Below are 26,558 nucleotides of genomic sequence, written 5' to 3'. Positions count from 1 at the left end.
GAGGACCAGAGTGGACGAACCTCTGGTGGTTCGGTTGTCACGCCAGTGGCACAGCCGAGTAGCTATGTTCGGATGGGATAACCGCTGAAAGCATCTAAGCGGGAAGCCCACCTCAAGATAAGATTTCCCCAAAGAGCCGTTCTAGACCAGGACGTTGATAGGTTGGGTGTGGAAGTGCAGTGATGCATGGAGCTAACCAATACTAATTGCTCGTTTGACTTGACTATACAACGCCTAATGGGTTGTATATGTTCACCAACGCTGATTCAGTGATTCATTTCTCTATAAGCCGCAAGGCACAAAGCTTTGCTGACGACCATAGCTTGTTGGAACCACCTGATCCCTTCCCGAACTCAGAAGTGAAACGACAATGCGCCGATGGTAGTGTGGTTCGACCATGCGAGAGTAGGTCATCGTCAGCGTTTTATCCTAAACCCCCACTTAGCTAAGTGGGGGTTTTTTATTGGACGCTTGTTTTGTGGTAATTTTCTGCTAAGATAGTAATAAATTATTCTTATTTTAGCCATAAAAAATTGTTAGTATAATATTAATAGGATTTTGACGCATAGAATGACGACTGAATTATTCACCCAAGCGTGGCATTGGCTGGTACTCGGCTTTATCTTAATGATTTTAGAGTTGTTTGTTGGTGCGTGGGTGTGCTTAACGTCAGGTTTGGCAGCGGTTATGGTTGGGCTTTTGGTCGGGCTTGTGGGTTTAAATGTGTTGTTTGCAGTTTTGCTGTGGTTAGCATTGTCTGCGGTATTGACGTGGCTAAGTGTGGCGTATATTCGCCCAAAAATGCGCAACCGTACGACAGCAGGCTTAGGAGCAGGCAGTATTGTTGGGCAAACGGGGATGGTGATTTATGCGCCAACTGCGGCACAAAATGGCAAGGTGCGCTTTAGTGTGCCGATTTTTGGTGCGGATGAATGGCAATGCCGCAGCCAATACGATTTGCCATTACAAATCGGTGAGCGCGTCGTTGTGGTTGATGTGGTGGGCAATGAGCTGCTTGTGCGTGCGATGCAGCCACCAAGCCTGACACAGCAGCATTTGACGCAATAATGTTTAATTTTGCACCAAGCCGATAATTATAAGCGATTAGCCTAAGATGGCAAACAAGGAGCGTGGCACATGTTTTACTTAACCGTGGTGCTGGTGGTGTTGGTACTTTTGACGCTGTTTAAAAGTGTTAAAATTGTACCACAGGGCTACAAATGGATTATTCAGCGTTTGGGTAAGTATCACCAAACGCTTGAGCCGGGGCTAAATTTTATCATTCCATTTGTTGATAGCGTCGCCTACAAGGTGACCACCAAAGATATTGTGCTGGATATTCCTGCGCAGGAGGTTATCACGCGTGATAACGTGGTGATCATCGCCAATGCGGTGGCGTATATCAATATTGTGCATCCCGAACGCGCTGTGTATGGTATCGAGGATTATGAGCAAGGGATTCGCAATTTGGTACAAACGTCGTTACGCTCTATCATCGGTGATATGGATTTTGACAGCGCGTTGTCATCACGCGACCAAATCAAAGCAACGCTCAAGCAGTCGATTTCTGATGATATCGCCGATTGGGGCATTACGCTAAAAACCGTTGAAATTCAAGATATTAGCCCATCACCAACCATGCAAATGGCCATGGAGGAGCAAGCCGCGGCCGAGCGTCAGCGTCGCGCCACTGTGACCAAAGCCGATGGGCAAAAGCAAGCGGCGATTTTAGAGGCCGATGGGCGGCTTGAGGCCTCAAAACGCGACGCACAGGCGCAAGTTGTGTTGGCACGCGGTAGTGAGCAATCCATTCGCTTGATTGCCGAGGCGGTCGGTGAGCAACAAATACCACTGTTGTATTTGTTGGGTGAGCAATACATCAAAGCCATGACCGATATGGCAAAATCATCCAATGCCAAAACTGTGGTTTTGCCGGCTGATATTTTGAATACTGTCAAAGGTATGATGGGCGAAGTTGGCGATAAAATGCCCAAGCCGTAAGATTGCGTCCGCGCTGTAAATAGCGCTATGCATTTGAATATTTTGCGATTTATTGAACATTGTCGGCAATAGCTGATTAAGTTTGCCAAGATGTAAGCCGATAAATCCAACCAAATTACTCAAGTTTATTTTAACCCCTCAAAAATTTTGTTATAATACAGGGCTTTAATTTGTTCAACCATTGAACAGGATATGCCCGTCATGACTCAATCAGCCACCGCGCAAGCCCAAATCACGCAAGATAGCACTGCTCAAACGCATTTGCCAATACGCAAGCCTGAGCTGCTGTGTCCAGCAGGGACGTTTAAAAATATGCAATACGCGTTTGCGTATGGCGCAGATGCAGTGTATGCAGGGCAAGCGCGTTATAGCCTGCGCGTGCGTAACAATGATTTTGATGAAGAAAATTTAGCCAAAGGCATTGCTTATGCGCATGCATTGGGCAAGAAGTTTTATGTGGTGGTTAATATCCAAGCCCATAACGCCAAGCTTAAAACCTTTATCGAGGATATCCGCCCTGTGGTTGAAATGCGCCCCGACGCGCTGATCATGTCCGACGCGGGAATGATTATGATGGTGCGTGAGGCGTTTCCTGAACAAGTCATTCATTTGTCGGTACAGGCAAATGCGGTGAACTGGGCAACAGTCAAATTTTGGCAACAAATGGGCGTGAGTCGGGTGATTTTATCGCGTGAGTTGTCATTGCGTGAGATTGAGCAAATCATCGCTGAAGTGCCTGATATGGAGATTGAAGTATTTGTCCATGGTGCGCTGTGCATGGCATATTCGGGACGCTGTTTGTTATCGGGTTATATTAATAAACGTGATGCCAACCAAGGCACATGCACCAATGCGTGCCGCTGGTCGTACAATACCTATCAAGCCACCGAAAATGAAGTTGGCGATATCGTGCCAAAATCGCCCGAAGTGTTCGTGCCCACGCAAACCGCGCAAGCAGGGGCGATTGGTAACGTCAATCTAAACGGTGATGTCGTCATGCCCGATGATTATGTGCAAGCGCCGTCCGATGAGGTTGTGTTGATTGAGGAACAAGGTCGCCCAGGTGAGCTGATGGCGATGTTTGAGGATGAACACGGCACGTATATTATGAACTCTAAGGACTTGCGCGCGGTTGAGTTGGTGCCAGAGCTGACCCAAATGGGGGTGCATTCGCTCAAAATCGAAGGACGTACCAAGTCACATTATTATGTTGCGCGTACGGCGCAGGTGTATCGTCAAGCGATTGACGACGCGGTGGCAGGTAAGCCGTTTGATGTCAATTTGATTGGCGCGTTGGATGGGCTAGCCAATCGTGGCTACACCGAAGGCTTTTTGCGCCGCCACGTGCATTCAGATTACCAAAACTATCAGTACGGCTCATCCAAAACTGACCATCAGCAGTTTGTCGCTGAGGTAGCCGAGGTGACGCCTGAGCGTTTGACCTTGACAATCAAAAACAAATTATCTGTTGGCGATGTCATTGAAATTATGACCCCAGTGGGTAATGTAAGCTACACGCTCGATGCGATGTGGGACAAAAAAGGCGCGCCGATTGATGCGGCATTGGGTTCAGGTTGGGTATGTCAAATTGCCAATCCGTTTAAGGATATCGACGCGGCAAGCCTACAGTTTGCGCTGATTATGAAGCAAGTGGATGAGCCGATTTTTACATGATATCTCATCAAACTGCCGTAAGCGTCCAAATTGACCAAATTGTCTTGTTGATCGATGCCGATAATGTCGCCGCTCAACAGATCGATGAGGTGATAAGGATTTTGGCAGTGCAGGGTACGCTTGTGGTTCGGCGTGCGTATGGCAACTGGCAAAAGCCGCATTTGCAAGGTTGGCAGGATGTGATATTGCGCCATGCCTTGCAGCCAATGCAACAATTTGACTATTGCAAGGGCAAAAACGCAACCGATATGGCTTTGACTGTCGATGCGATGGATTTACTCTATACCCAGCAAATTGCGGTGTTTGCCATTGTGTCATCGGATTGTGATTTTACGCCGTTGGTGCTGCGACTTAAGCGTGCAGACAAAACCGTGCTTGGCTTTGGCAGCCATGCAACCGCGTCGGCATTGGTTAAAGCCTGTGATAGATTTTATCCGCTCAAACAAAACGCCAATCAGCCGCTGACGGTCGCCGAAAACGCTGGACTTAGCGTACCAAAACTGTCGGGTGAGCAGTTACGAGACAACAAAAAATTACTCAACGCCATCACACAAGCGTTAGCAAGTTGTCGAGACAGCGACGGCTGGGCGACGGTTGCCAATGTTGGCGAGGTGCTTAAGCGTCGGTCTAACATAAGCAGCCAAGATTTTGGCTACCAAACGCTAACCTATTTACTCAAAGAATTGGCGGTATTTGCGCTTAAAACCCAGCAAGGCCGATATTGGGTAAAAGTTGCAGCAGCCCAATCGCCTAATATGTTACCGCACGACACAGCGGCAGCCGTGGCAACAACAGCCAATCAGTTAAAATGCGATACCGCGTTAATCAACGCGATACGCCAAGCGATTGGTGAATGCCAAGATATTCACGGCTGGGCAAAAGTGCAGCAGGTGGGCGTAAAACTTAGCCAAGCCAATATTTCAAGCAAAAACTACGGCTATGCCAGCTTGTCAAAACTGCTAGCGGTGATTGACCTATTTGAATTACGCCAACAAGATACCCATTATTGGGTCAAAGACAAACGCCACGCCAAATCCAAACAAGGCTAATCGGGCGGTGTGTATTTAGTAACGCAAATTTTTAACCCAAACAAGGCTGACGCAATGGCACTCAAAATCACCGCCGATTGTATTAACTGCGACATCTGCGAACCTGAATGCCCGAATGAAGCCATTTCATACGACAACAAGGGGCAAAAAACCTACGTTATCAACCCCGACCTATGCACCGAATGCGTCGGCTTTTATGACGCGCCCACCTGTGACAAAGTATGTCCGATTGATTGCATTATCCCCGACCCTGAGCGGCGCGAAACGCCTGACGAGTTGTTACAAAAGTACAAAACCATCTGGCAAAAATAATTGCTTATCGCTCCCATACCGATAGCAGCTAGCGTTTGGTGGCAAACTGTGTTACCGTAAAGCAATGCCGCATGATACGCGTTATTTTTCACCGATTTGCTACCTATTTTTTTACCCATAATAATTAGTAAGATTCAACAATGAACGATTGGCAAGACCCAAATGCCGCGCTTGAGGCGGCAAATTACGACAACCCGATTCCCAGCCGTGTGCTGATTTTGCAAACCTTGGCCGATAAAGGCGAGGCGACACAACACGAACTGGCAAACCATTTTGACCTAGACGATGTGCAGTATGAGGCGCTGGGCAATCGGCTGAAAGCCATGGTGCGCGATGGCCAGCTTAGCCGCGATGCCGATGGCGGCAACCCGTTTATTTATCGCCCGTTGAGTGAGCGTGATAGCGTGGTGGGTGCGGTTGCTGCCCATGCCAAAGGCTTTGGCTTTGTTCTGCTTGAAGATATGCCCGATTTATTTTTAAATGAATTGGAAATGCGCTGGGTATTTCATGGCGACACCGTGCGCGCGATTGCCACCCAAACCGACAACCGTGGGCGTATGCTGGGGCGTGTGTTGGAGGTTATTGAGCGTGCGCAGATGGCGTACATCGGTAAGCTTGCGCACGATGACGAGGGTTATTTGGTTGAGCTGATTAGCCCAAATGGCCATCAGCCGATTACCATCACCGATGACAACGTTGAGGCGATGCAAGCACAGCTTGGCGACCCCGTGCGCGTGGCAATCATCGACTACCCAACGCAGCACGAGTACGCCACGGGCAAAATCGTTGAACGCTTGGTTGATGACAATGAGCGCGAGCTGATTATCAAAACCACGTTGCTTAATTACGATATACCGTATGAATTTAGCCGCGAAACGTTGGCGCAGGTGGCAAGTTTTCATGAACCCAATGCGCAGGATATAGCAGGGCGTGAGGATATCCGCCATTTGCCGTTGGTGACGATTGATGGTGAGGATTCGCGCGACTTTGATGACGCGGTGTATGCCGAAAAGCGTCGCGGTGGTGGGTATCGCTTGGTGGTGGCAATTGCTGATGTGAGCCATTATGTCACGCCAAACTCTGCGCTTGACCAAGACGCGTACCAGCGCGGTACGTCGGTGTATTTTCCGCATTTTGTTGTGCCCATGCTGCCTGAACGTCTGTCCAACGATCTGTGTTCGCTCAATCCCGACGTAGATAGGCTGTGTATGGTTGCCGATATCAACCTATCGCGCGCAGGCAAGGTCACAGGCTACCGCTTTTACCCTGCCGTCATGCACTCACAGGCAAGGCTGACGTACAACCAAGTCAATGCCTATTTTGCCCATAGCAAAGGCGAGTCAGCAGACATTGCCGTGCCTGAGAGCATCACAGGCAATGCAGCGGTCAAAAAATCCATCAACGTGTTGTATGATTTGTATCACGTCATGTTGGTCAAACGCCAAGAACGTCATGCGATGGAATTTGAAACCACCGAAACCTACATCAAATTTGATGAAACAGGCGATATCAGCGCGATTGTGCCGCGCACGCGTGGCGATTCGCATCGCTTGATTGAGGAGATGATGCTGCTTGCCAACGTTTGTGCGGCGGATTTTGCCCTAAGCCAAGAGCTGCCCGTACTGTACCGCAACCACGACACCCCCGAAGCCGAGCGCGCGGCGCGTGTGAGTGATTTTGTCAAACTGTTTGGGCTAAGTTTTCCGCAAGAAAATCCCACCCAAGCCGACTACCAGCGTATCATCGAGGCAACGCGCGACCGCCCCGACGCGGTCAGCATCCACAGTGTGCTACTCCGATCCATGCAGCAGGCGAACTACGCCCCGACCAATATCGGACATTTTGGCTTGGCCTATGACCGCTACAGTCACTTCACCTCACCAATTCGCCGCTATCCTGATTTGATGCTACACCGCGCCATCAAAGCCAAGGTTTTGGGCAAAAAAATGCCCGTCACCGACTACACACTGGATGAAGCAGGCGAGCAAACCTCGATGACCGAACGCCGTGCCGAAGAAGCCAGCCGCTTTGTTGAGCAGTGGCTCAAAGCGCATTATATGCAAGCACACATCGGTGAGGAATTTGACGGTGTGGTCAGCGCAGTGACCAATTTTGGCTTGTTTGTCACCTTGACGGACTTATTTATTGAAGGCTTGATTCATATTTCACACTTGGGCGCAGACTTTTTCATTTATGATGAAAAAACTCAGCAGCTACTGGGCGAAAAATCAGGCATTGTATTTGGGCTTGGCGACAAGCTGCGTATCAAGGTGGCAGGTGTCAATATGGATACCCAACAAATTGATTTTGACTTGGTTGCCCAACTACAAAAATCTGCCTTCAACCAACGCGGTAAAGGCAAAAAACGCCACAAATCACGCAACGATGACGATTAAGCCTAAGCCGCATCTGTGGTTATCAACACAAAGCCCAAATCAAATTCGCTTGGGCTTTATGTTGCAACACGGTGCTTGTGGTAAGTGCTCAAGGGTTGGGCGCGGTGCTGACACCCTCGACAGGCGGCGGCATTGGATTTGACCGTGGCGGCGCATAGCGTCCTGCGATATGGCCAAAACCGCCAAACCGCCCCCAGCCCCAGTCGTGCCAAAATGAATCGTTGTCGTACCAAATTTGCTCAAGCAGGCGCGCGCGCTGGTAGTTGAGATAGCCTGCATCGTGCGCCTTGAGCAAGTCGAGTGTCTGCTCAGGTGGGCAGATGTTACGATAAGCGATACCCTCGCGCCCAAGTTGGTACGCGCGCAGCGGTGTGCAATACTGCTTTATTCCTGCTTGTCGTCCCTGCTGCCACGCCGCGACATTCGGCAACACGCCGCTTGCTGTGCAGGCTTGTTGGTGGCGTGTGATGGCGGCTTCATCCAGCCCGTTTGCGCCGTCTTGGTAGCCGACGGCTTGCCAATCGGTGGTGGCACATTGTTGGGCAGTCAGTTGGCGTTGGCTGGCGCAGCCTGTCACCGCGACCAGCGCCAGCAGCAGCCAGCCCGTTTGGTACGTTTGTTTGGTTAGCTTTGGCACAGATTTGTGTTGCATGGCTAAATTTGCCCCAAAAAACTGCTGTGTATGCGCTTTACTTTAGCAAATCACACCGACAAAAGCATTTGACAATGGTTAAATTTTTGTTAGGCTAAGCCGTAAGGGTTTGACAAATGAAAGGATTTTGATGGTGGTTTGCCAAGCTTCGGTTTGGGCAATACAGGCGCGTTTGGTGGCGCGTGGTCAGGCCTGTTAAATGCTAGACAACTTCGGGGGGAGTATGCAAACGATTTTGGTTGCCAACCAAAAAGGCGGCTGTGGTAAATCCACCATCGCGGTGACGTTGGCGGCGGCATTGGCAAATCAAGGCAAGCGCGTGGCACTTGCCGATGCGGATGTACAAAAATCCAGTCTGTTTTGGCTCAAGCTGCGCTCTGCTGAGGCTGCGCCAGTTGTGAGCGTGGACTGGCGTGACGCGGATGACATTGGCGAGCTGTCTAAAGCCGCCAGCAAAGCAGATTATCTGGTGATTGACGCGCCTGGTGCGTTGGCAGGCGACAAGGCTGATCAGCTGATAGCCGAATGTCAGGCGATTTTTTTGCCCGTATTGCCTGCGGTGTTTGACTTGGCCAGCAGTCAAAAATTCATCAAAAACTTGCAAGATATCAAGCGCATTCGCAAAGGCAAGGTCAATATCCATGCCGTTGCCAATCGTGTGCGCGCGTCGTTGTTTGAACACGGTGAGCCAAGCCCACGTTTGCATGACTTGTATGCCGAGTTTGATATTCAGCCAATCGCGTGGCTTGCTGAGCGCAGCATTTATCCTGCGTTGGCAGAGCGCGGTTTGAGCATTTTTGACCAACAACAAAAACCGTATCGCGAATTGCAAGCGCAATGGCAACCACTGCTGGATGTACTTGATAATTTGGCAGACACCTCAGCAAAATCTGCCAAAACCAAAGTCGCTGACCCAAAACCACCATCCAAAGACGGCAAGCATAAAACCGCCAACACGTGGTACGAATAATCCGCCAGCCACACGCGCCCAAGGTCGCAAGCGTTGATGCCACCAGCCATTTAACGGCTGAAGGCTGCTGAAGGCTAAGGCGTTTTGTTCATCAAATTGTCTTATTGGCTTGGCATAATGGCAAGCCAATAACAATTAGGAAAACTTATGACTGCACCTGCTGTAACCCTTGCTCATCAACCCATGACCAACCAACCAGCCCCAACCAACAACGTTTTAGACCCTGTCAGTGCCATCAACACCGCCAACGACACCAACACGCGCGACATCATCACCTATGACTACTTAGCACAGATTCGCGCGCAGCAAGAAGCTGCGCCATTGCCCGTGCCGTTGGTGGCAGTGTATTGCGGTTCGCGCGTTGGGCACGCGCCGATTTATGCCGACAGTGCGCGCGCATTGGGCGAGGCGTTGGTCGCACATGGCTACGGCTTGGTGTATGGCGGCGCGGTGATCGGCTGCATGGGTGCGGTTGCCGATGGGGTCATTGACCATGGTGGTGTGGCGGTCGGTGTGATTCCTGAGTTTATGCTTGGGCGTGAGGTGGCACACGCGGGGCTGACGCGCCTGCATCTCACTGATACCATGCACACGCGCAAGGCGATTATGGCAGAATACGCCAGCGCGTTTATTACCTTACCAGGGGGCTTAGGCACGCTTGAGGAAATCATGGAAATCGCCACATGGCGGCAACTGTATCAGCATGACAAGCCGATGTTGATTTTAAACATCAACGGGTTTTATGACCGTTTGATGGAGCATTTGCATTTTACGGTTGAGCAGGGCTTTATGCAGCCTGCGGATTTGACGCGGTTGATTATGTGCAACACGGTTGATGATGCCATCGCAGCCTTGCCACCGATTGTCAAAATGGATGATAGCTTAGACGTGCATAAAATTTAATGGTTGAACCAATCATAAAAAGCCCATCGTGATTTAGCGATGGGCTTTTTACACCTGATACATCCAGTAGGCAAGACCCTAACGTTTTAACATCACTCAGGCAGTACCAATGCGTGATTGACCTTGGCCATATCAACAGGGTAATGCCGCTGTTTGGCAAGCTCAATGGCGCGTGCCTCAACGTCAGCCGCATTGAGTCGTTGCCATTCGGGATGCGTGCGGTGCTGGGCATCCAACAAATCTTGCGCAATTAGGGCATCAACGATTAAATCCGCCACATCAAGCGCGGAATTTGCCTTGATATTCTCGGCAATGGCATAGCGTTTGTCGGCAAAAATTTGGCAATCGGCAACGCGTTGGCTGATGTCATCACTCGGTACTTGCTGCGCACCGTATAGCGCATTATCGATAGGCTCAGCGCGGGCAAACTTTGGTATAAATTCACTGAGGTAGGCGATTGCCGATTCTGTGCGCGTTTTTAAGACCGCTTTGTCCCAGCCTTGCTCAATGTAGCGCACATGCTCTGCCGCGACAGGTGGCTGCGCGCTGTCTGCTGTGGAGTGGGTTAGCCCATTTTCAAACAAAGTGATATTTGGTGTCATGCCGTGTAGCTGCACATAGCCGTGCGTGTAGGGCGTGAACTGTGCCATGCCTTGCGGTGTACCGCGTTCACCATGAAAAATAATCTCAGGCAATGCCATGTGGGGTTGCCAATGGCTGATATAAGACGCTTTAAACTCGACCATCCGCTTGGCGTGAATGCCTGCCATGTCATCAAGCGTGCCTGTGCGAAAACCACACGCATTGACGACAAAATCTACCGTCAGTTGGGCGTGGTCTTGTCCTGTGGTTTGGTAATCGATGCTCCAGCCTGTAGCCGCGCCGTCAGTGGCGTGCTGCGCCTGTAAGCCGTGCACTTTGGTGTGCGTCCATACGTGCGCGTTGGGCAGTTTGGCAAGCTGCAATTCGGCAGAAGCGGCTAAGCGAAAAATATTCCAGCCGTATTCTTGCACCGCCACCACAGGCAGCTGCAATTTTTGCCAATCGACGACGTGGACAAACGCGGCCAGCCAGTCATCGGTCACGCGCGCGTCATCAGCGGTTGCAGGCGGCGTTTGGTGGGCAAGTTGGGCCAAATCATCGTGGTTGTAGAGCCGATAGTAATTTGCAGGCGCGCCCAAGACCGCGTTGCGCGCATCTTGTGCCACCAGTTCGGTGTAATACTCGGTCAAGGCAACCAGCCGTGGTAACAAATCGCTGGCGTTGCCGCGGTCGCGTTTAGGCACTGTGATGACGGTTGGGCGCACGTCAATGCTATCGGGATATAACCGCGCGATGTCAATGCACTGGCGCAGCAAGGTTTTGCAATCCTCGAGCGGAATTTCGCGGTACAAATTACCGCCTGCGTGCAAGTGACACATCGGCGGTGAGTTGATAAGACTGGCATTTTGCTCCAACAAAAACGTCTCCACGCCTGCGGTGGCAAGACGCAAGGCGATCGTTGAGCCTGCCACACCGCCGCCAATCACGGCAACGCGTAGCGGTCGGTCAAGTTGGGGGCTTTGGGGGTTAGTCAAAAATTTTTCCTCGGTTCATGATGTTGTTGTTATCAAACACCTGTTTTATCGCGCGCAAATATTCGATCTCGGTTGGCGTGCGCGTGTAGTGCAAATACGGTTTTTTGGTCATGCCCACACCGTGCTCGGCAGAGATTGAACCGCCGTATTTTTGTACCGTACTAAAGACTTTGTCATTCACCGTTTGGCATTTGGCAAAAAACGCTTCTTTACTCAAATTGTCGGGTTTTAAAATATTTAGGTGCAAGTTACCGTCGCCAATATGCCCAAACCAACAAATTTCAAAATCAGGGTAATTGGCTTTGACAATCGCCTCAATATCAGCGATAAACGCAGGTACATGGCTGATAAGTACCGAAATATCGTTTTTGTACGGCGTAAACACTGAAATCGTCTCAGAAATATACTCACGCAGCTTCCACAGCTCTTGTGCCTGGGCAATGGACTGGCTCATCACCCCATCGACCACCCAGCCGTTTGCCATACATGTCTCAAACAGCTGCATGGCGGTATCCATGATGGGCTCGTACGGTGCTTCAAACTCAAGCAAGGCATAAAAGCGCGTGTCACTGTCAAACGGACGCTGCACATGTCCTGTGGCAAGCAGTTTTTGCACCGCAACATCGTCAAAAAATTCAAACGCTGTCAAATCCAGCGCGCGCTGAAACGTTGCCAAAATCTGCATGATGTGGGCAAATTCATCCACACCCAGCACCATCACCGTCAAATCCCGCGGCGGACGATCCAGCCGAATTTGCGCCTCCGTAATCAGCCCCAGCGTGCCTTCTGCGCCGATGAACAACTGGCGTAAATCATACCCTGTGGCGTTTTTGACCATGCCGTTATTGAGGCGCAAAATATCACCGTTGCCTGTCACCACCGTCAGACCTGCCACCCAGTTGCGCGTCATGCCATAGCGAATCACCTTGATACCACCAGCATTCGTGCCGATATTGCCACCGATTTGGCTTGAGCCACTTGAGGCAAAGTCCACAGGGTAATACAGCCCTTGCGACTCAGCATAGTCTTGTAGGGCTTTGGTGACCATGCCTGCTTGCACCTCGACCAAACGGTCAGCTGGGTAGAAGTTGAGCACTTGATTCATTTTATCAAGGCTTACCACCACCTCACCATTGGCCGCCACCGCGCCTGCTGACAGCCCCGTACGCCCACCGCTTGGCGTGATGACCATGTTCAAGGCATTACACGCTTGCACCACGGCTTGCACCTGCTCGGTGGTTTTGGGCAGCACCACGACAGACGGGTTGGGCTCAAACTGCCGACTCCAGTCACGCCCCCAATATTGCAGGCTCTCTACATCGGTTTTGATTTGCGCCGTATCAAAGGCGTGTGTCGGATGGTTGAGCAAACGTGAGCACAACGCATCGACGGCTGGGCTGATATTTTGTTCGGTCATATTAAACACCCAAATAAGATTTTTTATAGATAAAGACAACAATCGCTTGACAAAATTTGGCTAAATCATAGCATATTTTTGCCACAATAAGCTGTTTTATCGTGTTAAAAGCGGTGGCTATTTGCCCACTTATTATGAAGTTTTATGCAGAATTTAGGATATAAAATGCAATTTTTCTAAATAAAATTCAGCAGATATAAAAGCCAAACACCGTTGCATAAAATATCCTTATCAATGACCAAGAAAAAATTTTTAGCAAATATCTGCCAACGGGTGGCAAGTGTGCTAGGATAAGGCGTGCAATCAACTTATTGATACCCAATTTTGACGGTGACCAGCTCGTTTAACCCATTGAGTTTAATAAAAAGGACAGCGTATGCCACATTGTGTTTCGTTAGACAAAGACAAAATCCGCTTTTTGCTGCTTGAGGGCGTGCACGACAACGCCCTGCAGGTGCTCAAAAACGCAGGCTACACCAATATTGAATACCTCAAAACCGCGCTTGACCCCGATGAACTGGCGGAAAAAATCAAAGACGCGCATTTTATCGGTATTCGCTCGCGCACGCAGCTGACTGCGGACATTTTGCAACATGCCGAAAAACTGATTGCGATTGGCTGTTTTTGTATCGGCACTAACCAAGTGGATTTGGACGCCGCGCGCACGTTGGGCATTCCTGTGTTTAATGCGCCATATTCTAACACGCGCTCGGTGGCAGAATTGGTGATTGCCGAAATCATCATGCTTATGCGCGGTATCCCCGAAAAAAATGCCGTGGTACACCGTGGCGGCTGGAACAAGTCTGCCAAAGATTCGTACGAAGTGCGCGGCAAAACGCTGGGCATCATCGGCTATGGCTCGATTGGCTCGCAGCTGTCGGTACTTGCCGAAGGCCTTGGCATGAAGGTAATTTATCACGATGTGCTAACCAAACTGCCATTGGGCAACGCGCGCCAAGTGGCAAATCTTGATGAATTGCTCGCCGAAGCCGATGTCATCAGCTTGCACGTGCCTGATTTGCCCGAAACGCGCAACATGATTACCGCCGCTGAATTTGCCAAAATGAAACCGCGCACCCACATCATCAACGCCGCCCGCGGTAAATGTATTGATATCGATGCCTTGGCAGACGCGTTACGCAGTGAAAAAGTCATTGGCGCGGCGATTGACGTGTTTCCCAAAGAGCCCAAATCCGCGGATGAAGAGTTTGAATCGCCATTGCGTGCGTTTGACAATGTGATTTTGACCCCACACATTGGCGGCTCGACCCAAGAGGCACAAGCCAACATTGGGCTAGAAGTGGCAGAAAAATTCGTGCGCTATTCTGATGCAGGCGATACAACCTCGGCAGTGAATTTCCCAAATGTCAGTATTCCTGTCAAAGACGGCTCACACCGCTTGCTACATATCCACAAAAACGTGCCAGGTGTGTTGTCACAAATCAACCGCTCGTTTGCTGACGCAGGCATCAACGTGTTGGCACAAAGCCTAATGACGCAAGAGGATGTCGGGTATTTGGTCATGGATGTGGACAACAACGACTCAAAAGCCGCGCTGGAGCGTTTGCGCGCTGTGCCTGAAACCATCCGCGTGCGCGTGCTGTTCTAAGCCTATTTTTCAAAATAAAATCATTAAACAACAGGCGTTTGGTGGATAAACGCCTGTTTTTTTTGGCAAAATTTATGGGTTTGTTATTTGGCTTGGCTGGTGGGTAGCTATGGATTGAGCAGGGCTTCAATATCGCTCGCAATATCCGCAGGCGCGACGGTGGGCGCGTAGCGTTTGACCACCTGACCGTGAGTATCCACCAAAAACTTGGTAAAGTTCCATTTGATGGCATCGCCAAGCAACCCTTTGCCGTGCGCCGCGTGTTTGAGAAAATCAAACACAGGGTGGGTGTTTGCGCCATTCACCGCGACTTTTGCCATCATCGGGAAGCTAACGCCATAATTGACTTGGCAAAACTCGCTGATTTGGTCAGCATCGCCGGGTTCTTGCCCACCAAATTGATTACACGGAAAGCCTAACACCACCAAGCCCTGCTCACGATAGCGTTGGTACAAGTCTTCAAGCCCTGCGTATTGCGGTGTAAAGCCGCATTTACTGGCGGTATTGACAATCAGCACCACCTTGCCTTTGAGTTCGGCAAAATCAAAGGGTTGCCCGTTGAGGCGTTCGGCGCTGAGTTGGTAAAAGTCGTTCATGGTGTTAGCCCCTGTTGGGTGATTAACGTTGAGTAATTAAAAGTGTGCTGGTTGATTGTATTTAAGCACAATGCTGGCGGTTGGGCAATCGGTCTTTATAGGATGCAAGCCATGTGGTATCAAAGTAACGTGTTTGACGTAAGCGCTGCCGCCTGACAAACCGCCTTGATAAAATTGTTGCAAGAAATACTTGCTAAATGTTGGCAATGCGATTACATTAATCGCTAACGCAAGTTTCATTGTAAGTATTGGTTCAACCAAAAGGCAGCCGTCATGCCCAACATCCATACCAACACCCAACCACCGCCAAACCCGTCCGCCTCTCAGCCTGTGACCCAAGGGCAGCGTTTGGCAGCGTTACGCAAAGCCAAAGGCTGGACAACCCAACAGCTTGCCAACCACATGACCGCAGCAGGCGCAAAAGTCAGCCGTGCCGCCATCAGTAATTGGGAGCGCGGCATCAATGGCATTGTGTCAAGCAAACTGCCTGTGCTTGCGCGGCTATTGGATTGTAGTGAAAGCTATTTGCTCTCGGGCGTGCAGCCGCCTGTGGCCAAGACAGAGCCTAAAACACAACCTAAGACACAGCCGCCAACGGTAGCCGCCATGCCATCCACCCGTGCTGTACCAACACATTTTAATGACTTACCCAACCCCGACAGCCACCACGCGGATTTGACCCGCAGCCATTTTGCCCCAACCAACGCGCTAAACACGCGCTATCATTATGAAGCTATGACCATGCAACCTTTGAAAAAATCCGACAAACTCCAACACGTTTGCTATGACATCCGCGGCCCTTTACTGCAAACTGCCAACCAGCTAGAGGCGCAAGGCCACCGCATCATTCGCCTAAACATCGGCAACCCTGCGCCGTTTGGCTTTGAAGCACCGCAAGAAATTCTGTCAGATGTTGCCATCAATTTGCCCAATGCGATTGGCTATTCTGATTCGCAAGGGATTTTTGCCGCGCGCAAGGCGATCTTGCAATATTACCAAGCCAAAGGGCTACATGAAGCCGTTGATGTGTCGGATGTGTATATCGGCAATGGTGTGTCGGAGCTGATTGTCATGACCATGCAAGCCATGCTCAACGATGGCGATGAGGTGCTGATTCCTATGCCTGACTATCCGCTGTGGACAGCGGCGACCAATTTGGCAGGCGGGCGCGCGGTGCATTATTTGTGCAATGAAGAGGACAACTGGCAACCTGATATCGCCGATATTGAACGCAAAATCACGCCCAACACCAAGGGCATTGTGGTGATCAATCCCAACAACCCGACAGGCGCGTTGTATTCACGCGATAATTTAGAAAAAATCGTTGCCTTGGCAGAAAAATATAACTTGGTTTTGATGGCAGATGAGATTTATGACCGTGTGCTATATGATGATGCGGTGCATATTCCGCTGTGTACATTGGCAAAAAATTGTTTGGTGCTTAGCTACAATGGCTTGTCAAAATCGCATCGTATCGCAGGCTTTCGTTCAGGCTGGCTGATGGTGTCGGGCAAAAAACACCACGCGCATGACTTTATCGAAGGTTTACAAATGCTGGCATCCATGCGCCTGTGTGCCAACGTACCTGCCCAATACGCCATCCAAACCGCGATGGGCGGCTATCAAAGTATGCAAGCTTTGACCGCGCCAACAGGACGACTTTATAAGCAGCGCGCGCTTGCCATTGAGCGGCTAAACGCCATTCCAGGTATTTCATGCACCATGCCACAGGGCGCGTTTTACTGCTTTCCGCGCATTGATCGTGAGGTGTATCCGATTGATGATGACGTGGCGTTTATGACGGACCTATTGGTACAACAGCGCGTGTTGATGGTGCAGGGCACAGGCTTTAATTGGCACGCGCCTGATCATTTCCGTGTGGTATTTTTGCCCAACGTGGTGGAGCTGACCGAGGCAATGGACAGACTTGACATATTTTTTGCCAATAAACGCCGCGAGTTTGGTACTGCCTGACATCGTATCACGTGTATTTATAAAAAGACTTTGGCGTTTGGCGAAAGTCTTTTTTGATTGCCAAAAAAAGCCCAGTTTTGTCACTGAGCTTTTTTATAAGGTTAGAATCTATAAGTCAAGACCCAACAAATTCAACACACCCAGCTCTGCCAAAAACACAATCACAATGCCAATTGGTGCAATAACTTTGGTGGTGATTTGCCAAAGCGTCCATTTAAAGCCCGTCAAACCAAGCTCCTCTTGCATACCGCGCTGATTGATGAAGTAAGTTGCAAAAATCAGCGTACCCAAGCCCACAAGTGGTAGCATATACTTACTGGTGGTATAATCTAGCGCGTCAAAAATACCCTGCGGTTTTGCCTCACCATTGACATGAATGGTAAAAATCGTCACATCGCTTAGCACATTAAACGACAACAACGCTAAAATGCCCAATGCCCATGTTAAAACTGCCACTGTCCACGTGGCCGCCACACGGCTAAGCTTGGTTTTTTGCTCCAACAGCGCGACCACAGGCTCAAGCAATGAAATTGACGAAGTCAAAGCGGCAAAGGTCAAAAGCACAAAAAATAGCGTCCCGATCACCAAACCAAAATCCATTTTACCAAAAGCAATCGGCAAGGTCACAAACACCAAGCCAGGGCCACTATCGGGGTCTAAACCATTGCTAAAGATAATTGGGAAAATCGCCAAACCTGCCATCAGTGAAAAAATGATATCCCAAATCACCACCGTACGCGCCGTACTAAACAGCTCAACATCACGGTTGAGGTATGAGCCATAGCTGACCATAATTGCCATACCAAGTGACAAGCAAAAAAACGCATGCCCCAACGCTGAAATCATCACCTTGGCGGTGACTTTAGCAGGATCAAAATCAAACAAATAATGAAAACCGCGCGCAAAATCTGCCGTTGCCATGTTGTAGCCGACAATACCGACCATAATCAGTGCCAGTAGCGGCATCATCCATTTAGCAGCGCGTTCGATACCACCTGCCACGCCGCCTGCCACAATCAGCGCCGACAGTGCCATAAAGATGGTGTGATACACAATTAGCTGAGTTGGGCTTGCCAACATCGCGCCAAAAATATCACCTGTGGCTTTGGCATCCAATCCACCAAACGTATTCATTGCGGTTTTAACCACATAATTGAGCGACCAGCCGCCAATTACACTATAAAACGACAAAATCATGAACGCTGCCAATGTGCCAACCGCGCCCAGTATCCCCCAAGCAGGTGACGCGCCGCTATCGACTGCCACCTTGCGAAAGCTGCTGATCGCATTGCCACCACCACGCCGCCCAATCAGCCATTCGATGACCAACACGGGAAACCCGACCAAGGTAATACACAAAATAAATAAAATGACAAACGCTGAGCCGCCACCTTCGCCCGTCATATACGGGAACTTCCAAATACTACCCAAACCGACCGCCGAACCGACTGCCGCCATCAAAAAGCCAATACGCGAACTCCATTCGCTCGTGGTCTTTGTAGGTTGCCGTTGTGCCATACCGCTCCTTAACGCACTGTTTGAAATAAGTTTACCCAATTTGACAAAGCCGCCATGTAAACCGCGCTCGCCAGCCAATTTGTCACCGAATGCTTAAAAATGCAAACGCTCAATTTTTCATGAAAATGGGATGAATGTCAAATAGTGTTTGACAACTTGCTGGGCGATGATTGATGTAGGATTTTGCGATAGATAAGGCTATTAAACAAACATTTTGCAAAAAATGAATATGTGGTTTTAGCCAAATGTAGCAAAAGTGCTGGGCTAAAAAGGCTACCTAAAGCAAAAAAGGACAACCAACCGTTGTCCTTTTTATCATTCGTTGCCGTAAATCTGCGACTTCAGGCGGTGGATATAAGGCAATTGTTAAATGCGATAAGTTTTGCTATACTCATCTCACTATATTCAATGTCCTACATTCCACAGTTAAGTTAAGACTAAATTGCGAGTACGCAGTAACTTAACTGGTAAGACGTTTCCAAACACACACTTAAGCTAATTCGTGTCTAAGACAATCCTAACGGTAGGATTAGCTTAAAATAAGAATCTAAGATGTACGGTGTGTCGTACGGGCGGTTGCCATTGTCTTAGGTTTGCGGCAGGTCTAACCGTCTTGCAGAAGGAATCCCCGAACGATAGGGAGGGGAGGAAGTCAATGAGCAAACGTTTAAGCCTGTTGCATCAACGCCTCAATCTCTGCCATCGTCTTAGGCACACCACCCGTCAAAACGCGTGGCGCACCCTCGGTAATGACAACATCGTCCTCAATACGAATACCAATGCCGCGATAGCGCTCAGGTACTTGCGGATTGTCATGGGCAAAATACAGCCCTGGTTCGACCGTAATTACCATGCCTGCTTGCAAGGTGCGTGGTTTACCGTCGGTATCGGTATAGCGTCCCACATCGTGCACATCCATGCCCAGCCAATGCCCCGTGCCGTGCATATAAAACGGCATGTACGCTTTATCAGCCATCAATGTGTCAATATCACCACTTAAAACACCCAATTCAACCAGCCCTTGCGTCAAAACACGCAGCGCGGTCTCGTGATGAATACGCGCATGCGCCCCTGCCACAAGGCTATCAATCGCCGCTAAATTGGCACGCAACACGATATCATACACCGCGCGCTGGGCATCACTAAATTTACCCGATACGGGAAACGTGCGCGAGATATCACCTGCATAATGCTGATACTCCGCGCCTGCGTCAATCATCACCAAATCGCCTGCGTGTAGCGGCTGGTCATTTTCAACATAATGCAAAATATTGGCGTTGTCGCCACCTGCCACAATGCTATTGTACGATGGCACACAGCCGTATTGCCCAAACACATACGTCAATTCTGCCTCAAGCTGATACTCGAACATATCGGGGCGTACAGTTTGCATGGCATGACAATGTGCTGCCGCGCTGATATCAGCCGCTGATTGCATCAAGGCGATTTCTTTGTCATCTTTGATTAAGCGCATTTGTGCCAATAACGCGTCTAGGTTATGCACCGTATCGACCACGCCTTCGCCTCGGCGCAAGGTGCGGGCATGCGCCAGCCAGTTTGTCAAATCATTGTCTAGCCGCGCATACACGTGCTGTTTGCCCAGTAGCATGGCAGGCAAGCGTTCATCGGCTTCATTGATCGGGTAAGCTTGCTGCGCACCAAAATCCGCCACCGCGCCTTCCACCCCTGCGCGTCGTCCGTCCCAAATCTCACGCAACTTGTCTTTGGGACGCACAAATAGCGTGTAAATTAATTCGGCGTTGCCTTGTTCTGATAAGACTTTTTCTAGTACCAATAACGCCTCAGGCTCAGCAAAACCTGTCAAGTAATAAAAGCTACTGTCGGCGCGGTACTTATATTCTGCGTCGTTGTTGCGTAGGTGGGTGGGTGCAGTCGCCAAAATCACAATGCTGTGATCGGGCAGTTGGGCGGCAAGACGCGCCCGACGGGCGGCAAAATCGGCTTGCGTCAAAGCAGGCGCGAGCGATAGAGTAGGGCGATACACAGATGACATAAATGACCTTTAATTTTCTAGTTTGCTATGCATATTGTTTAAAAGATAAGGGCACAAAATACAAAAACCAACCGAGACAACGTAACGGTTGGTTTGCTCAAGTGGGTAAGTGATTTACAGCAAAAAAACTTACCGATTTTAGAACGGAATATCATCGTCCACCGCGCTGCTTGGCGGTACTTGATTGTTGGTATGGTTGCTAGCGTCGTTGGCATTGCCGCTTGCATTGGCTGCCTGATCCGCTGGATTGTGCGGTAAGCCTGATTGTGCCGCTTGGGTAGGCTGTTGTTGAAATTGTGGATTACCAAAACCATTGCCTTGTTGGTTTTGGTACGAAGCGTTTTGGTTGTTGGCTGGGTTGTTAAACTGGTTACCGCCTGATGGATTGTTGTAGCCTTGGTTTTGGTGGCTTGGGTTTTGGTGGCTTAGGTTTTGGTGGCTTGGGTTTTGGTAGCCTTGATTCTGGTAATTTTGGTTGTTGTAACTGTTTTGGTTTTGATAGCTGCCTTGCGCTTGATAGCCTTGGTTTTGGCTGCCAAACGAGTCATTGCCATAGCCCATGTTGTCGCCTTGTCCAGATGGTCTGCCGCCAAGCATTTGCATTTGGTCAGCGCGGATCTCGGTAATATAGCGGTCTTGTCCGTTTTGATCTTGGTACTTGCGTGTGCGTAGGCTGCCTTCGATATATACTTGGCTGCCTTTACGCAAATATTGCGCGGCGATTTCTGCCAGCTTGTTGTTAAATACGATGCGATGCCATTCGGTTGCCTCGCGCGGCTCGCCTGTCTGTCTGTCGTTCCATTTTTCGCTGGTCGCCACTGAGATATTGGTAATCATGCCGCCGTTGTCAAAGCGTTTAACATCGGGGTCATTGCCTAGATTACCGACGATGATGACTTTATTTACACCACGCATGTTGATTTCCTTATTTAAATTTACTCAAATTTTAGATAAACTTATTTTTAGCAAGCCTTAAAAAAACTTGCCTGCTCACGGTTATTTTGCCTCAATTTAATTTAAATAGCTAGCGGTTGGCCGATGAGATGCGACAGTTGTTGTCGCGCCGCGTTGTCAAGTTGGTTTTTATCAAGTTTTAAATAGGCAATGCCTTCATCTGCCATGACGACAATTTCATCAATACCGTTAATGGCTAGCAAGTTTTGCGCCCACAGTTGGCGCGCGCCAGTTTCGCCTAAGCTCAACAAGTCAGGTGGCAGGGCAATCGTTAGACTGGTCAAATACGGTGGTGGCGCGATTGGGTAAATAATCGCCAGTGCCATCGCGGCAAGTAATCCCAAACACACCCAACCGACCCACGCGGCATGGGTTAAAAGCACGCCACCGAGCGCACCACCGACGAATGCGCCAAAAAATTGTGCCGTCGAATTCACGCCCATCGCGGTGGCTTTATTGGCAACAGGCGCGCGCTTAGAAATCCATGACGGAATGGTCGCCTCAAGGCTGTTAAAACCGATATAATACACCGCCAAACCGCCAATCAGCCCGACACTGGTTTGCCCAAACGCTGCCAATAATGCCAGCCCAACCACCAACGCAGCAAGGCTTGCCAAAAATACCGCGCGCATTTGGCGGCGTTTTTCGGCAATCACAATCAACGGCACGGCGATGACAAAGCCAAGCAGCAGCAGCGGCAAATACACCAAACCTTGCCCACCAACCGACAAACGCAGCACACTGGCAAATTGTGCAGGCAATAGCGCAAACATCGCGGTCATCGTCAAATGCAGCGCAAAAATCGCCACATGCAGGCGGTTGATGTCGCCAATCGCCAACACATCGCGCAGCTGTGTGCGAAAACTGGCGAGCGTACCGTTTGGTGCATTCGTATCTGTGGACAACAGCTGACGCAGCACACGTGTGGGGCTAGGTACCAACAGCAACAGACCCATCGCCAAGATTGCCGCCAAGGCGGTCAGCCAAAACAAACCTTTTAGCCCAATCCAATGGGTCAGCACAGGCCCTAGCCCAAACGCCACCATCACCGACAGCGCGATGGTTAGCCCCATTGCTGCCATGGCTTTGGTGCGGTGTTCCTCACGCGTGATATCGGCAAGCAATGCCATCACCACCGCTGACACCGCGCCACTACCTGCCAGCAGCCGCCCAACAATTACCGTGTAAATATCCGTCGCCAGCGCGCAAATTACCCCACCGATGGCAAACACCAATAATCCAATAATAATCATGGGTTTACGCGGATATTTATCAGCAAGCAGGCTAAACGGGATTTGCCAAATCGCCTGCCCAAGCCCGTATACACCAATTGCCAAGCCAACCAACAGCGGCGTGGCATGCTGATACTGTAGCCCATACACGGCAAATACAGGCACAATCATAAACAGCCCCAGCATCCGCAAGGCAAAAATTCCGCCCAAGCCGACGATGGCTTTTTTTTCTGCGCTGTTCATGGGTTGGGGTATTGCCATTTGGCTGGTCGTTTGTCTTGCCACGCTACCGCCCGTTTTATCTGTCAAAAACGCTATTATATGCCGATTTTTTGGGTTTAGAAAATTATTTGCTTGAGCAGGCTTTTTTAAGCACAGTTCAACTGCCCGTGAGCATACAACCGCAAATTTTGGCAGTTAAAAATAGTCAAAGTATGCCGCTTGCTGATAATGGCGAGTCGATGGCGCGTGTCATAGCAAGACGATAAAAATTTTAGAAATTGATGGTGGTTATCTGTATACATTTAAAAAATATCATAAATTAAATTAATAAAAAATGAAAATAGATTGCTATTTGTCTAAAATCTATTGTCTATCTAAAATCTGCGTCTGTGCTTGAAACCACCGCCACACCGCCCCATAAACCAACCAGTTTTTTCTCAATTTAATCATGAATTTTTTAAAAATAACTGAAGTAAACGATTTATGGCAGCCAATCACCAACCCAATGACGCGATCAAAATCCGTGGCGCGCGCACCCACAACCTCAAAGACATCGACATCGACATTCCACGCGACAAACTGGTCGTCATCACAGGCTTGTCGGGTTCGGGCAAATCCTCACTGGCGTTTGACACCTTATACGCCGAAGGACAACGCCGCTATGTAGAAAGCTTGTCGGCATATGCGCGTCAGTTTTTGTCGCAAATGGAAAAGCCTGAGGTCGATAGCATTGAAGGTTTGTCACCTGCGATTGCCATCGAACAAAAATCCACCAACCACAATCCGCGTTCAACCGTCGGCACGATTACCGAAATTTATGACTATTTGCGCCTGCTGTATGCGCGGGTGGGTGTACCGATGTGCCCTGTGCACCACTTGCCCATGGTCGCGCAAACGGTGACCGAAATGGTCGATACCGTCATGGCGCTGCCCGAAGATAGCCGCTTGATGGTGCTGGCGCGCGTCGTCGATGATCGCAAGGGCGAGCATATTCAGTTGCTCGAGCAGCTTAAGGGACAAGGCTTTGTACGCCTGCGTGTCGATGGTGAAATTTATGACATCGATGACGTGCCGCCGCTTGCCAAAACCTTCAAACATACCATCGATGTGGTGGTTGATCGTTTTAAAGTGCGTGCAGACCTAGGCAACCGTGTGGCAGAAAGCCTAGAGACTGCGCTACGATTGGGCGGTGATATTGCGATTTTGCATGACATGGATGGCGAGCGCGACGACCAAGTGTTGTCCGCCAAACACAGCTGCCCTGTGTGTGACCGCGCCGTTGCCGAGCTTGAGCCCAAATTGTTTAGCTTTAACAATCCGTATGGGGCGTGTCCTGTGTGCGATGGGCTGGGCAAACGCCAGTATTTTGCTGCCGAAAAAATAGTCCAAAATCCTGATAAAACGCTTAATCAAGGCGCGGTCAGCGGTTGGGACAAACGCCATGCGTATTACTTTGGCTTACTGACCACGGTTGCCAAGCATTATGATATCGACATGGATATGCCATGGAACAAACTGGCGAAAAAACATCGCGATATCATTCTTAATGGTTCGGGTAAAGACAAAATGACGTTTAATTTTGTCGATGAACGCGGTCGCCGCTCAACCAAAACCGTACCGTTTGAGGGCGTGTTGCCGTATATGGAACGCCGTTATCGCACCACACAAAGCAACCTTGTGCGTGATGAATTAGCAAATTATCTTGCCGATGCGACGTGTGACGCGTGCCACGGCTCACGGCTTAATGAAATCGCGCGTAACGTTGAGGTCAAAGACCGTACGATTGCTGAGATGGTCAAGTTATCCATCGGTGAAGCGATGGCGTACTACCAAACCCTGCAGTTTGATGGTGCCAAAGGCGAAATTGCCGCCAAAATCATCAAAGAAATTCGCGAACGTTTAGAATTTTTGGTCAGCGTAGGATTGGATTATCTGACCTTGGCGCGTTCTGCCGAAACGCTATCGGGTGGTGAGGCACAGCGCATTCGCCTAGCCAGTCAAATCGGGGCAGGCTTGATGGGCGTGATGTATGTGCTTGACGAGCCGTCGATTGGCTTGCACCAACGCGACAACGACCGTTTGCTGCAAACCTTGACACGGCTACGCGACTTGGGCAATACCGTGATTGTTGTTGAGCATGACGAGGACGCGATCCGCCTTGCCGATCAAATCATTGACATCGGTGTGGGCGCAGGCGTGCATGGCGGACATGTCATCGCGCAAGGTACGGCTGAGGAAATCGCCAAAATTCCCGATTCTTTGACAGGGCAATATTTGTCAGGCAAAAAGAAAATCGCTGTGCCAAGCGTGCGCCACACCGCCAAACGGGTCAATGGCCATACAGACGATGCACAAGACAACCCTCAAGACAAAGCACAACCCAAAGCCAAAGCCAAAAAATCTGCCGATGATGATCAGCCGATGATGGTGACATTGAGCGGTGCAACGGGTAATAACCTAAAAGATGTGACCTTAAACCTGCCTGTGGGCGTGTTTACCTGTATCACAGGCGTGTCAGGCTCGGGCAAATCAACCTTGATTAACCGCACCTTGCTACCGCTTGCGACCACACAGCTTAACAACGCCACCACCCAAGTGGCTGAGCCGTTTGACAGTATTTCAGGGCTTGAATACCTCGATAAAGTCGTTGATATTGACCAAAGCCCGATTGGACGCACGCCGCGCTCTAACCCTGCCACCTACACAGGCGTGTTTACACCGATTCGCGAGCTATTTGCGCAAGTACCCGAAGCCAAGGCGCGTGGTTATCAGTCAGGGCGGTTTAGCTTTAACGTCAAAGGCGGACGTTGTGAGGTTTGTCAAGGCGATGGCTTGATTAAAGTAGAAATGCACTTTTTGCCCGACATGTATGTGCCGTGCGATGCATGTCATGGGCAACGTTACAACCGCGAAACGCTAGAAATCACCTACAAAGGTAAAAACATTGCCGATGTATTGGCGATGACGGTGGAGGACGCGGCGGAATTTTTTGAAGCCATCCCTGCTATTCATCGACGCTTGCAAGCCTTACAAGAAGTGGGGCTTGGTTACATTCGCTTGGGACAATCCGCGCCGACGTTATCGGGCGGTGAGGCGCAGCGCGTCAAACTTGCCAAAGAGCTGTCTAAACGCGACACGGGGCAGACCTTGTATGTGCTTGATGAGCCAACCACAGGGCTGCATTTTCATGACATTGCTAAATTGCTGGATATCTTGCACACACTGCGCGATCGTGGTAACACCGTGGTGGTAATTGAGCACAACTTAGATGTCATCAAAACCGCGGACTGGATTGTCGATTTGGGGCCTGAAGGCGGCTCGGGTGGCGGTGAAATCATCGCTGAAGGTACGCCTGAGGACGTGGCGGATAATCCAAAGTCACACACAGGTCGGTTTTTAAAGCCATTATTGACCTGACCGCGTAACATTTGATCAACCACTCAAAAGCCCTAATCGGGGCTTTTTTTATGGTTTGTGTGAATCTTACT

The 26,558-nt window shown here is 49.9% G+C and carries 19 protein-coding genes and 2 rRNA genes; 13 read left to right on the top strand and 8 right to left on the bottom strand.

Going from position 1 to position 26,558, the window contains the following annotated elements; all coding sequences use genetic code 11:
* The 8 genes from AC5L4R_RS04485 to rnr all read left to right on the top strand — a co-directional run.
* Positions 1 to 227, top strand: a 23S ribosomal RNA gene (locus AC5L4R_RS04485); the annotation flags it as partial.
* An 81-nt stretch (positions 228 to 308) separates the two neighbouring features.
* A 5S ribosomal RNA gene (gene rrf / locus AC5L4R_RS04480) occupies positions 309 to 422 on the top strand.
* A gap of 148 nt (positions 423 to 570) precedes the next feature.
* Entirely contained in the window at positions 571 to 1,068 is a 498-nt protein-coding gene (locus AC5L4R_RS04475) for an NfeD family protein (RefSeq protein ID WP_494472867.1), read from the top strand.
* 69 nt (positions 1,069 to 1,137) lie between these two features.
* On the top strand, positions 1,138 to 2,001 hold the full coding sequence (locus tag AC5L4R_RS04470; RefSeq protein ID WP_494472866.1) for an SPFH domain-containing protein: 864 nt from the start codon (positions 1,138 to 1,140) through the stop codon (positions 1,999 to 2,001).
* 201 nt (positions 2,002 to 2,202) lie between these two features.
* Entirely contained in the window at positions 2,203 to 3,675 is a 1,473-nt protein-coding gene (trhP, locus tag AC5L4R_RS04465) for a prephenate-dependent tRNA uridine(34) hydroxylase TrhP (RefSeq protein ID WP_494472865.1), read from the top strand.
* Entirely contained in the window at positions 3,672 to 4,724 is a 1,053-nt protein-coding gene (locus AC5L4R_RS04460; protein ID WP_494472864.1) for an NYN domain-containing protein, read from the top strand. Before trhP ends, AC5L4R_RS04460 begins: the two co-directional genes overlap by 4 nt.
* Before the next feature lie 54 nt (positions 4,725 to 4,778).
* A complete protein-coding gene (locus tag AC5L4R_RS04455) occupies positions 4,779 to 5,036 on the top strand; it encodes a YfhL family 4Fe-4S dicluster ferredoxin (protein ID WP_494472863.1) in 258 nt (85 codons plus the stop codon).
* Positions 5,037 to 5,176: 140 nt separating this feature from the next.
* Complete coding sequence (gene rnr / locus AC5L4R_RS04450; protein ID WP_494472862.1) at positions 5,177 to 7,432, top strand: ribonuclease R; 2,256 nt, start codon at positions 5,177 to 5,179, stop codon at positions 7,430 to 7,432.
* Positions 7,433 to 7,520: 88 nt separating this feature from the next.
* On the opposite strand, the gene AC5L4R_RS04445 is transcribed toward rnr, so the two are convergent.
* Complete coding sequence (locus AC5L4R_RS04445; RefSeq protein ID WP_494472861.1) at positions 7,521 to 8,084, bottom strand: DUF2799 domain-containing protein; 564 nt, start codon at positions 8,082 to 8,084, stop codon at positions 7,521 to 7,523.
* A 199-nt stretch (positions 8,085 to 8,283) separates the two neighbouring features.
* Between AC5L4R_RS04445 and AC5L4R_RS04440 the strand changes: the two genes are divergently transcribed.
* Together AC5L4R_RS04440 and AC5L4R_RS04435 are read left to right on the top strand one after the other, a co-directional pair.
* Positions 8,284 to 9,054, top strand: coding sequence for a ParA family protein (locus AC5L4R_RS04440; RefSeq protein WP_494472860.1), 771 nt, complete (start codon positions 8,284 to 8,286; stop codon positions 9,052 to 9,054).
* A gap of 147 nt (positions 9,055 to 9,201) precedes the next feature.
* Positions 9,202 to 9,957 carry an LOG family protein gene (locus tag AC5L4R_RS04435; RefSeq protein ID WP_494472859.1) on the top strand — a complete coding sequence of 252 codons (756 nt, stop codon included), beginning with the start codon at positions 9,202 to 9,204 and terminating at the stop codon, positions 9,955 to 9,957.
* A gap of 92 nt (positions 9,958 to 10,049) precedes the next feature.
* Here the strand turns inward: AC5L4R_RS04435 and AC5L4R_RS04430 are convergent, their stop codons facing one another.
* On the bottom strand, positions 10,050 to 11,534 hold the full coding sequence (locus AC5L4R_RS04430; protein ID WP_494472858.1) for an FAD-dependent oxidoreductase: 1,485 nt from the start codon (positions 11,532 to 11,534) through the stop codon (positions 10,050 to 10,052).
* Positions 11,527 to 12,951 (bottom strand): FAD-binding oxidoreductase, encoded by a 1,425-nt coding sequence (locus AC5L4R_RS04425; RefSeq protein ID WP_494472857.1) that lies wholly within the window; start codon positions 12,949 to 12,951, stop codon positions 11,527 to 11,529. The genes AC5L4R_RS04430 and AC5L4R_RS04425 overlap by 8 nt, the downstream gene beginning before the upstream one ends.
* Positions 12,952 to 13,327: 376 nt before the next feature.
* Between AC5L4R_RS04425 and serA the strand changes: the two genes are divergently transcribed.
* The gene (gene serA, locus AC5L4R_RS04420; RefSeq protein ID WP_494472856.1) at positions 13,328 to 14,560 is read left to right on the top strand and encodes a phosphoglycerate dehydrogenase; all 1,233 of its coding nucleotides are present in this window, start codon (positions 13,328 to 13,330) and stop codon (positions 14,558 to 14,560) included.
* A gap of 107 nt (positions 14,561 to 14,667) precedes the next feature.
* Here serA and AC5L4R_RS04415 read toward each other — a convergent pair whose 3' ends face one another.
* Complete coding sequence (locus AC5L4R_RS04415) at positions 14,668 to 15,156, bottom strand: glutathione peroxidase (RefSeq protein ID WP_494472855.1); 489 nt, start codon at positions 15,154 to 15,156, stop codon at positions 14,668 to 14,670.
* 273 nt (positions 15,157 to 15,429) lie between these two features.
* Here AC5L4R_RS04415 and AC5L4R_RS04410 point away from each other — a divergent pair, with 273 nt between their 5' ends.
* Complete coding sequence (locus AC5L4R_RS04410) at positions 15,430 to 17,130, top strand: aminotransferase class I/II-fold pyridoxal phosphate-dependent enzyme (protein WP_494472854.1); 1,701 nt, start codon at positions 15,430 to 15,432, stop codon at positions 17,128 to 17,130.
* Between the two features lie 108 nt (positions 17,131 to 17,238).
* On the opposite strand, the gene AC5L4R_RS04405 is transcribed toward AC5L4R_RS04410, so the two are convergent.
* The 4 genes from AC5L4R_RS04405 to AC5L4R_RS04390 form a co-directional block, all read right to left on the bottom strand.
* Entirely contained in the window at positions 17,239 to 18,648 is a 1,410-nt protein-coding gene (locus AC5L4R_RS04405; protein WP_494472853.1) for a sodium-dependent transporter, read from the bottom strand.
* Between the two features lie 667 nt (positions 18,649 to 19,315).
* The gene (locus AC5L4R_RS04400; protein ID WP_494472852.1) at positions 19,316 to 20,662 is read right to left on the bottom strand and encodes an aminopeptidase P N-terminal domain-containing protein; all 1,347 of its coding nucleotides are present in this window, start codon (positions 20,660 to 20,662) and stop codon (positions 19,316 to 19,318) included.
* Positions 20,663 to 20,800: 138 nt separating this feature from the next.
* Positions 20,801 to 21,577 carry a single-stranded DNA-binding protein gene (ssb, locus tag AC5L4R_RS04395; RefSeq protein WP_494472851.1) on the bottom strand — a complete coding sequence of 259 codons (777 nt, stop codon included), beginning with the start codon at positions 21,575 to 21,577 and terminating at the stop codon, positions 20,801 to 20,803.
* 101 nt (positions 21,578 to 21,678) lie between these two features.
* Positions 21,679 to 23,091: an MFS transporter gene (locus AC5L4R_RS04390; protein ID WP_494472874.1), complete on the bottom strand. Its 1,413-nt coding sequence runs from the start codon at positions 23,089 to 23,091 to the stop codon at positions 21,679 to 21,681.
* A 462-nt stretch (positions 23,092 to 23,553) separates the two neighbouring features.
* On the opposite strand from AC5L4R_RS04390, the gene uvrA reads away from it, so the two are divergent.
* On the top strand, positions 23,554 to 26,487 hold the full coding sequence (uvrA, locus tag AC5L4R_RS04385; protein ID WP_494472850.1) for an excinuclease ABC subunit UvrA: 2,934 nt from the start codon (positions 23,554 to 23,556) through the stop codon (positions 26,485 to 26,487).
* The last annotated feature ends 71 nt before the right edge of the window (positions 26,488 to 26,558 follow it).

Source organism: Faucicola sp. SE7633 (genome assembly GCF_059264685.1).
This window is presented reverse-complemented; position numbering and strand designations above follow the sequence as displayed.

What these genes read in the sequence shown, in the direction of transcription:
- AC5L4R_RS04455 (WP_494472863.1), top strand. Translation starts at nt 4,779, where the DNA reads ATGGCACTCAAAATCACCGCCGATTGTATTAACTGCGACATCTGCGAA.
- AC5L4R_RS04460 (WP_494472864.1), top strand. Translation starts at nt 3,672, where the DNA reads ATGATATCTCATCAAACTGCCGTAAGCGTCCAAATTGACCAAATTGTC.
- serA (WP_494472856.1), top strand. Translation starts at nt 13,328, where the DNA reads ATGCCACATTGTGTTTCGTTAGACAAAGACAAAATCCGCTTTTTGCTG.
- AC5L4R_RS04470 (WP_494472866.1), top strand. Translation starts at nt 1,138, where the DNA reads ATGTTTTACTTAACCGTGGTGCTGGTGGTGTTGGTACTTTTGACGCTG.
- AC5L4R_RS04400 (WP_494472852.1), bottom strand. Translation starts at nt 20,662, where the DNA reads ATGTCATCTGTGTATCGCCCTACTCTATCGCTCGCGCCTGCTTTGACG.
- trhP (WP_494472865.1), top strand. Translation starts at nt 2,203, where the DNA reads ATGACTCAATCAGCCACCGCGCAAGCCCAAATCACGCAAGATAGCACT.
- AC5L4R_RS04445 (WP_494472861.1), bottom strand. Translation starts at nt 8,084, where the DNA reads ATGCAACACAAATCTGTGCCAAAGCTAACCAAACAAACGTACCAAACG.
- AC5L4R_RS04390 (WP_494472874.1), bottom strand. Translation starts at nt 23,091, where the DNA reads ATGAACAGCGCAGAAAAAAAAGCCATCGTCGGCTTGGGCGGAATTTTT.
- AC5L4R_RS04475 (WP_494472867.1), top strand. Translation starts at nt 571, where the DNA reads ATGACGACTGAATTATTCACCCAAGCGTGGCATTGGCTGGTACTCGGC.
- ssb (WP_494472851.1), bottom strand. Translation starts at nt 21,577, where the DNA reads ATGCGTGGTGTAAATAAAGTCATCATCGTCGGTAATCTAGGCAATGAC.
- AC5L4R_RS04440 (WP_494472860.1), top strand. Translation starts at nt 8,284, where the DNA reads ATGCTAGACAACTTCGGGGGGAGTATGCAAACGATTTTGGTTGCCAAC.
- AC5L4R_RS04405 (WP_494472853.1), bottom strand. Translation starts at nt 18,648, where the DNA reads ATGGCACAACGGCAACCTACAAAGACCACGAGCGAATGGAGTTCGCGT.
- uvrA (WP_494472850.1), top strand. Translation starts at nt 23,554, where the DNA reads ATGGCAGCCAATCACCAACCCAATGACGCGATCAAAATCCGTGGCGCG.
- rnr (WP_494472862.1), top strand. Translation starts at nt 5,177, where the DNA reads ATGAACGATTGGCAAGACCCAAATGCCGCGCTTGAGGCGGCAAATTAC.
- AC5L4R_RS04435 (WP_494472859.1), top strand. Translation starts at nt 9,202, where the DNA reads ATGACTGCACCTGCTGTAACCCTTGCTCATCAACCCATGACCAACCAA.
- AC5L4R_RS04415 (WP_494472855.1), bottom strand. Translation starts at nt 15,156, where the DNA reads ATGAACGACTTTTACCAACTCAGCGCCGAACGCCTCAACGGGCAACCC.
- AC5L4R_RS04410 (WP_494472854.1), top strand. Translation starts at nt 15,430, where the DNA reads ATGCCCAACATCCATACCAACACCCAACCACCGCCAAACCCGTCCGCC.
- AC5L4R_RS04425 (WP_494472857.1), bottom strand. Translation starts at nt 12,951, where the DNA reads ATGACCGAACAAAATATCAGCCCAGCCGTCGATGCGTTGTGCTCACGT.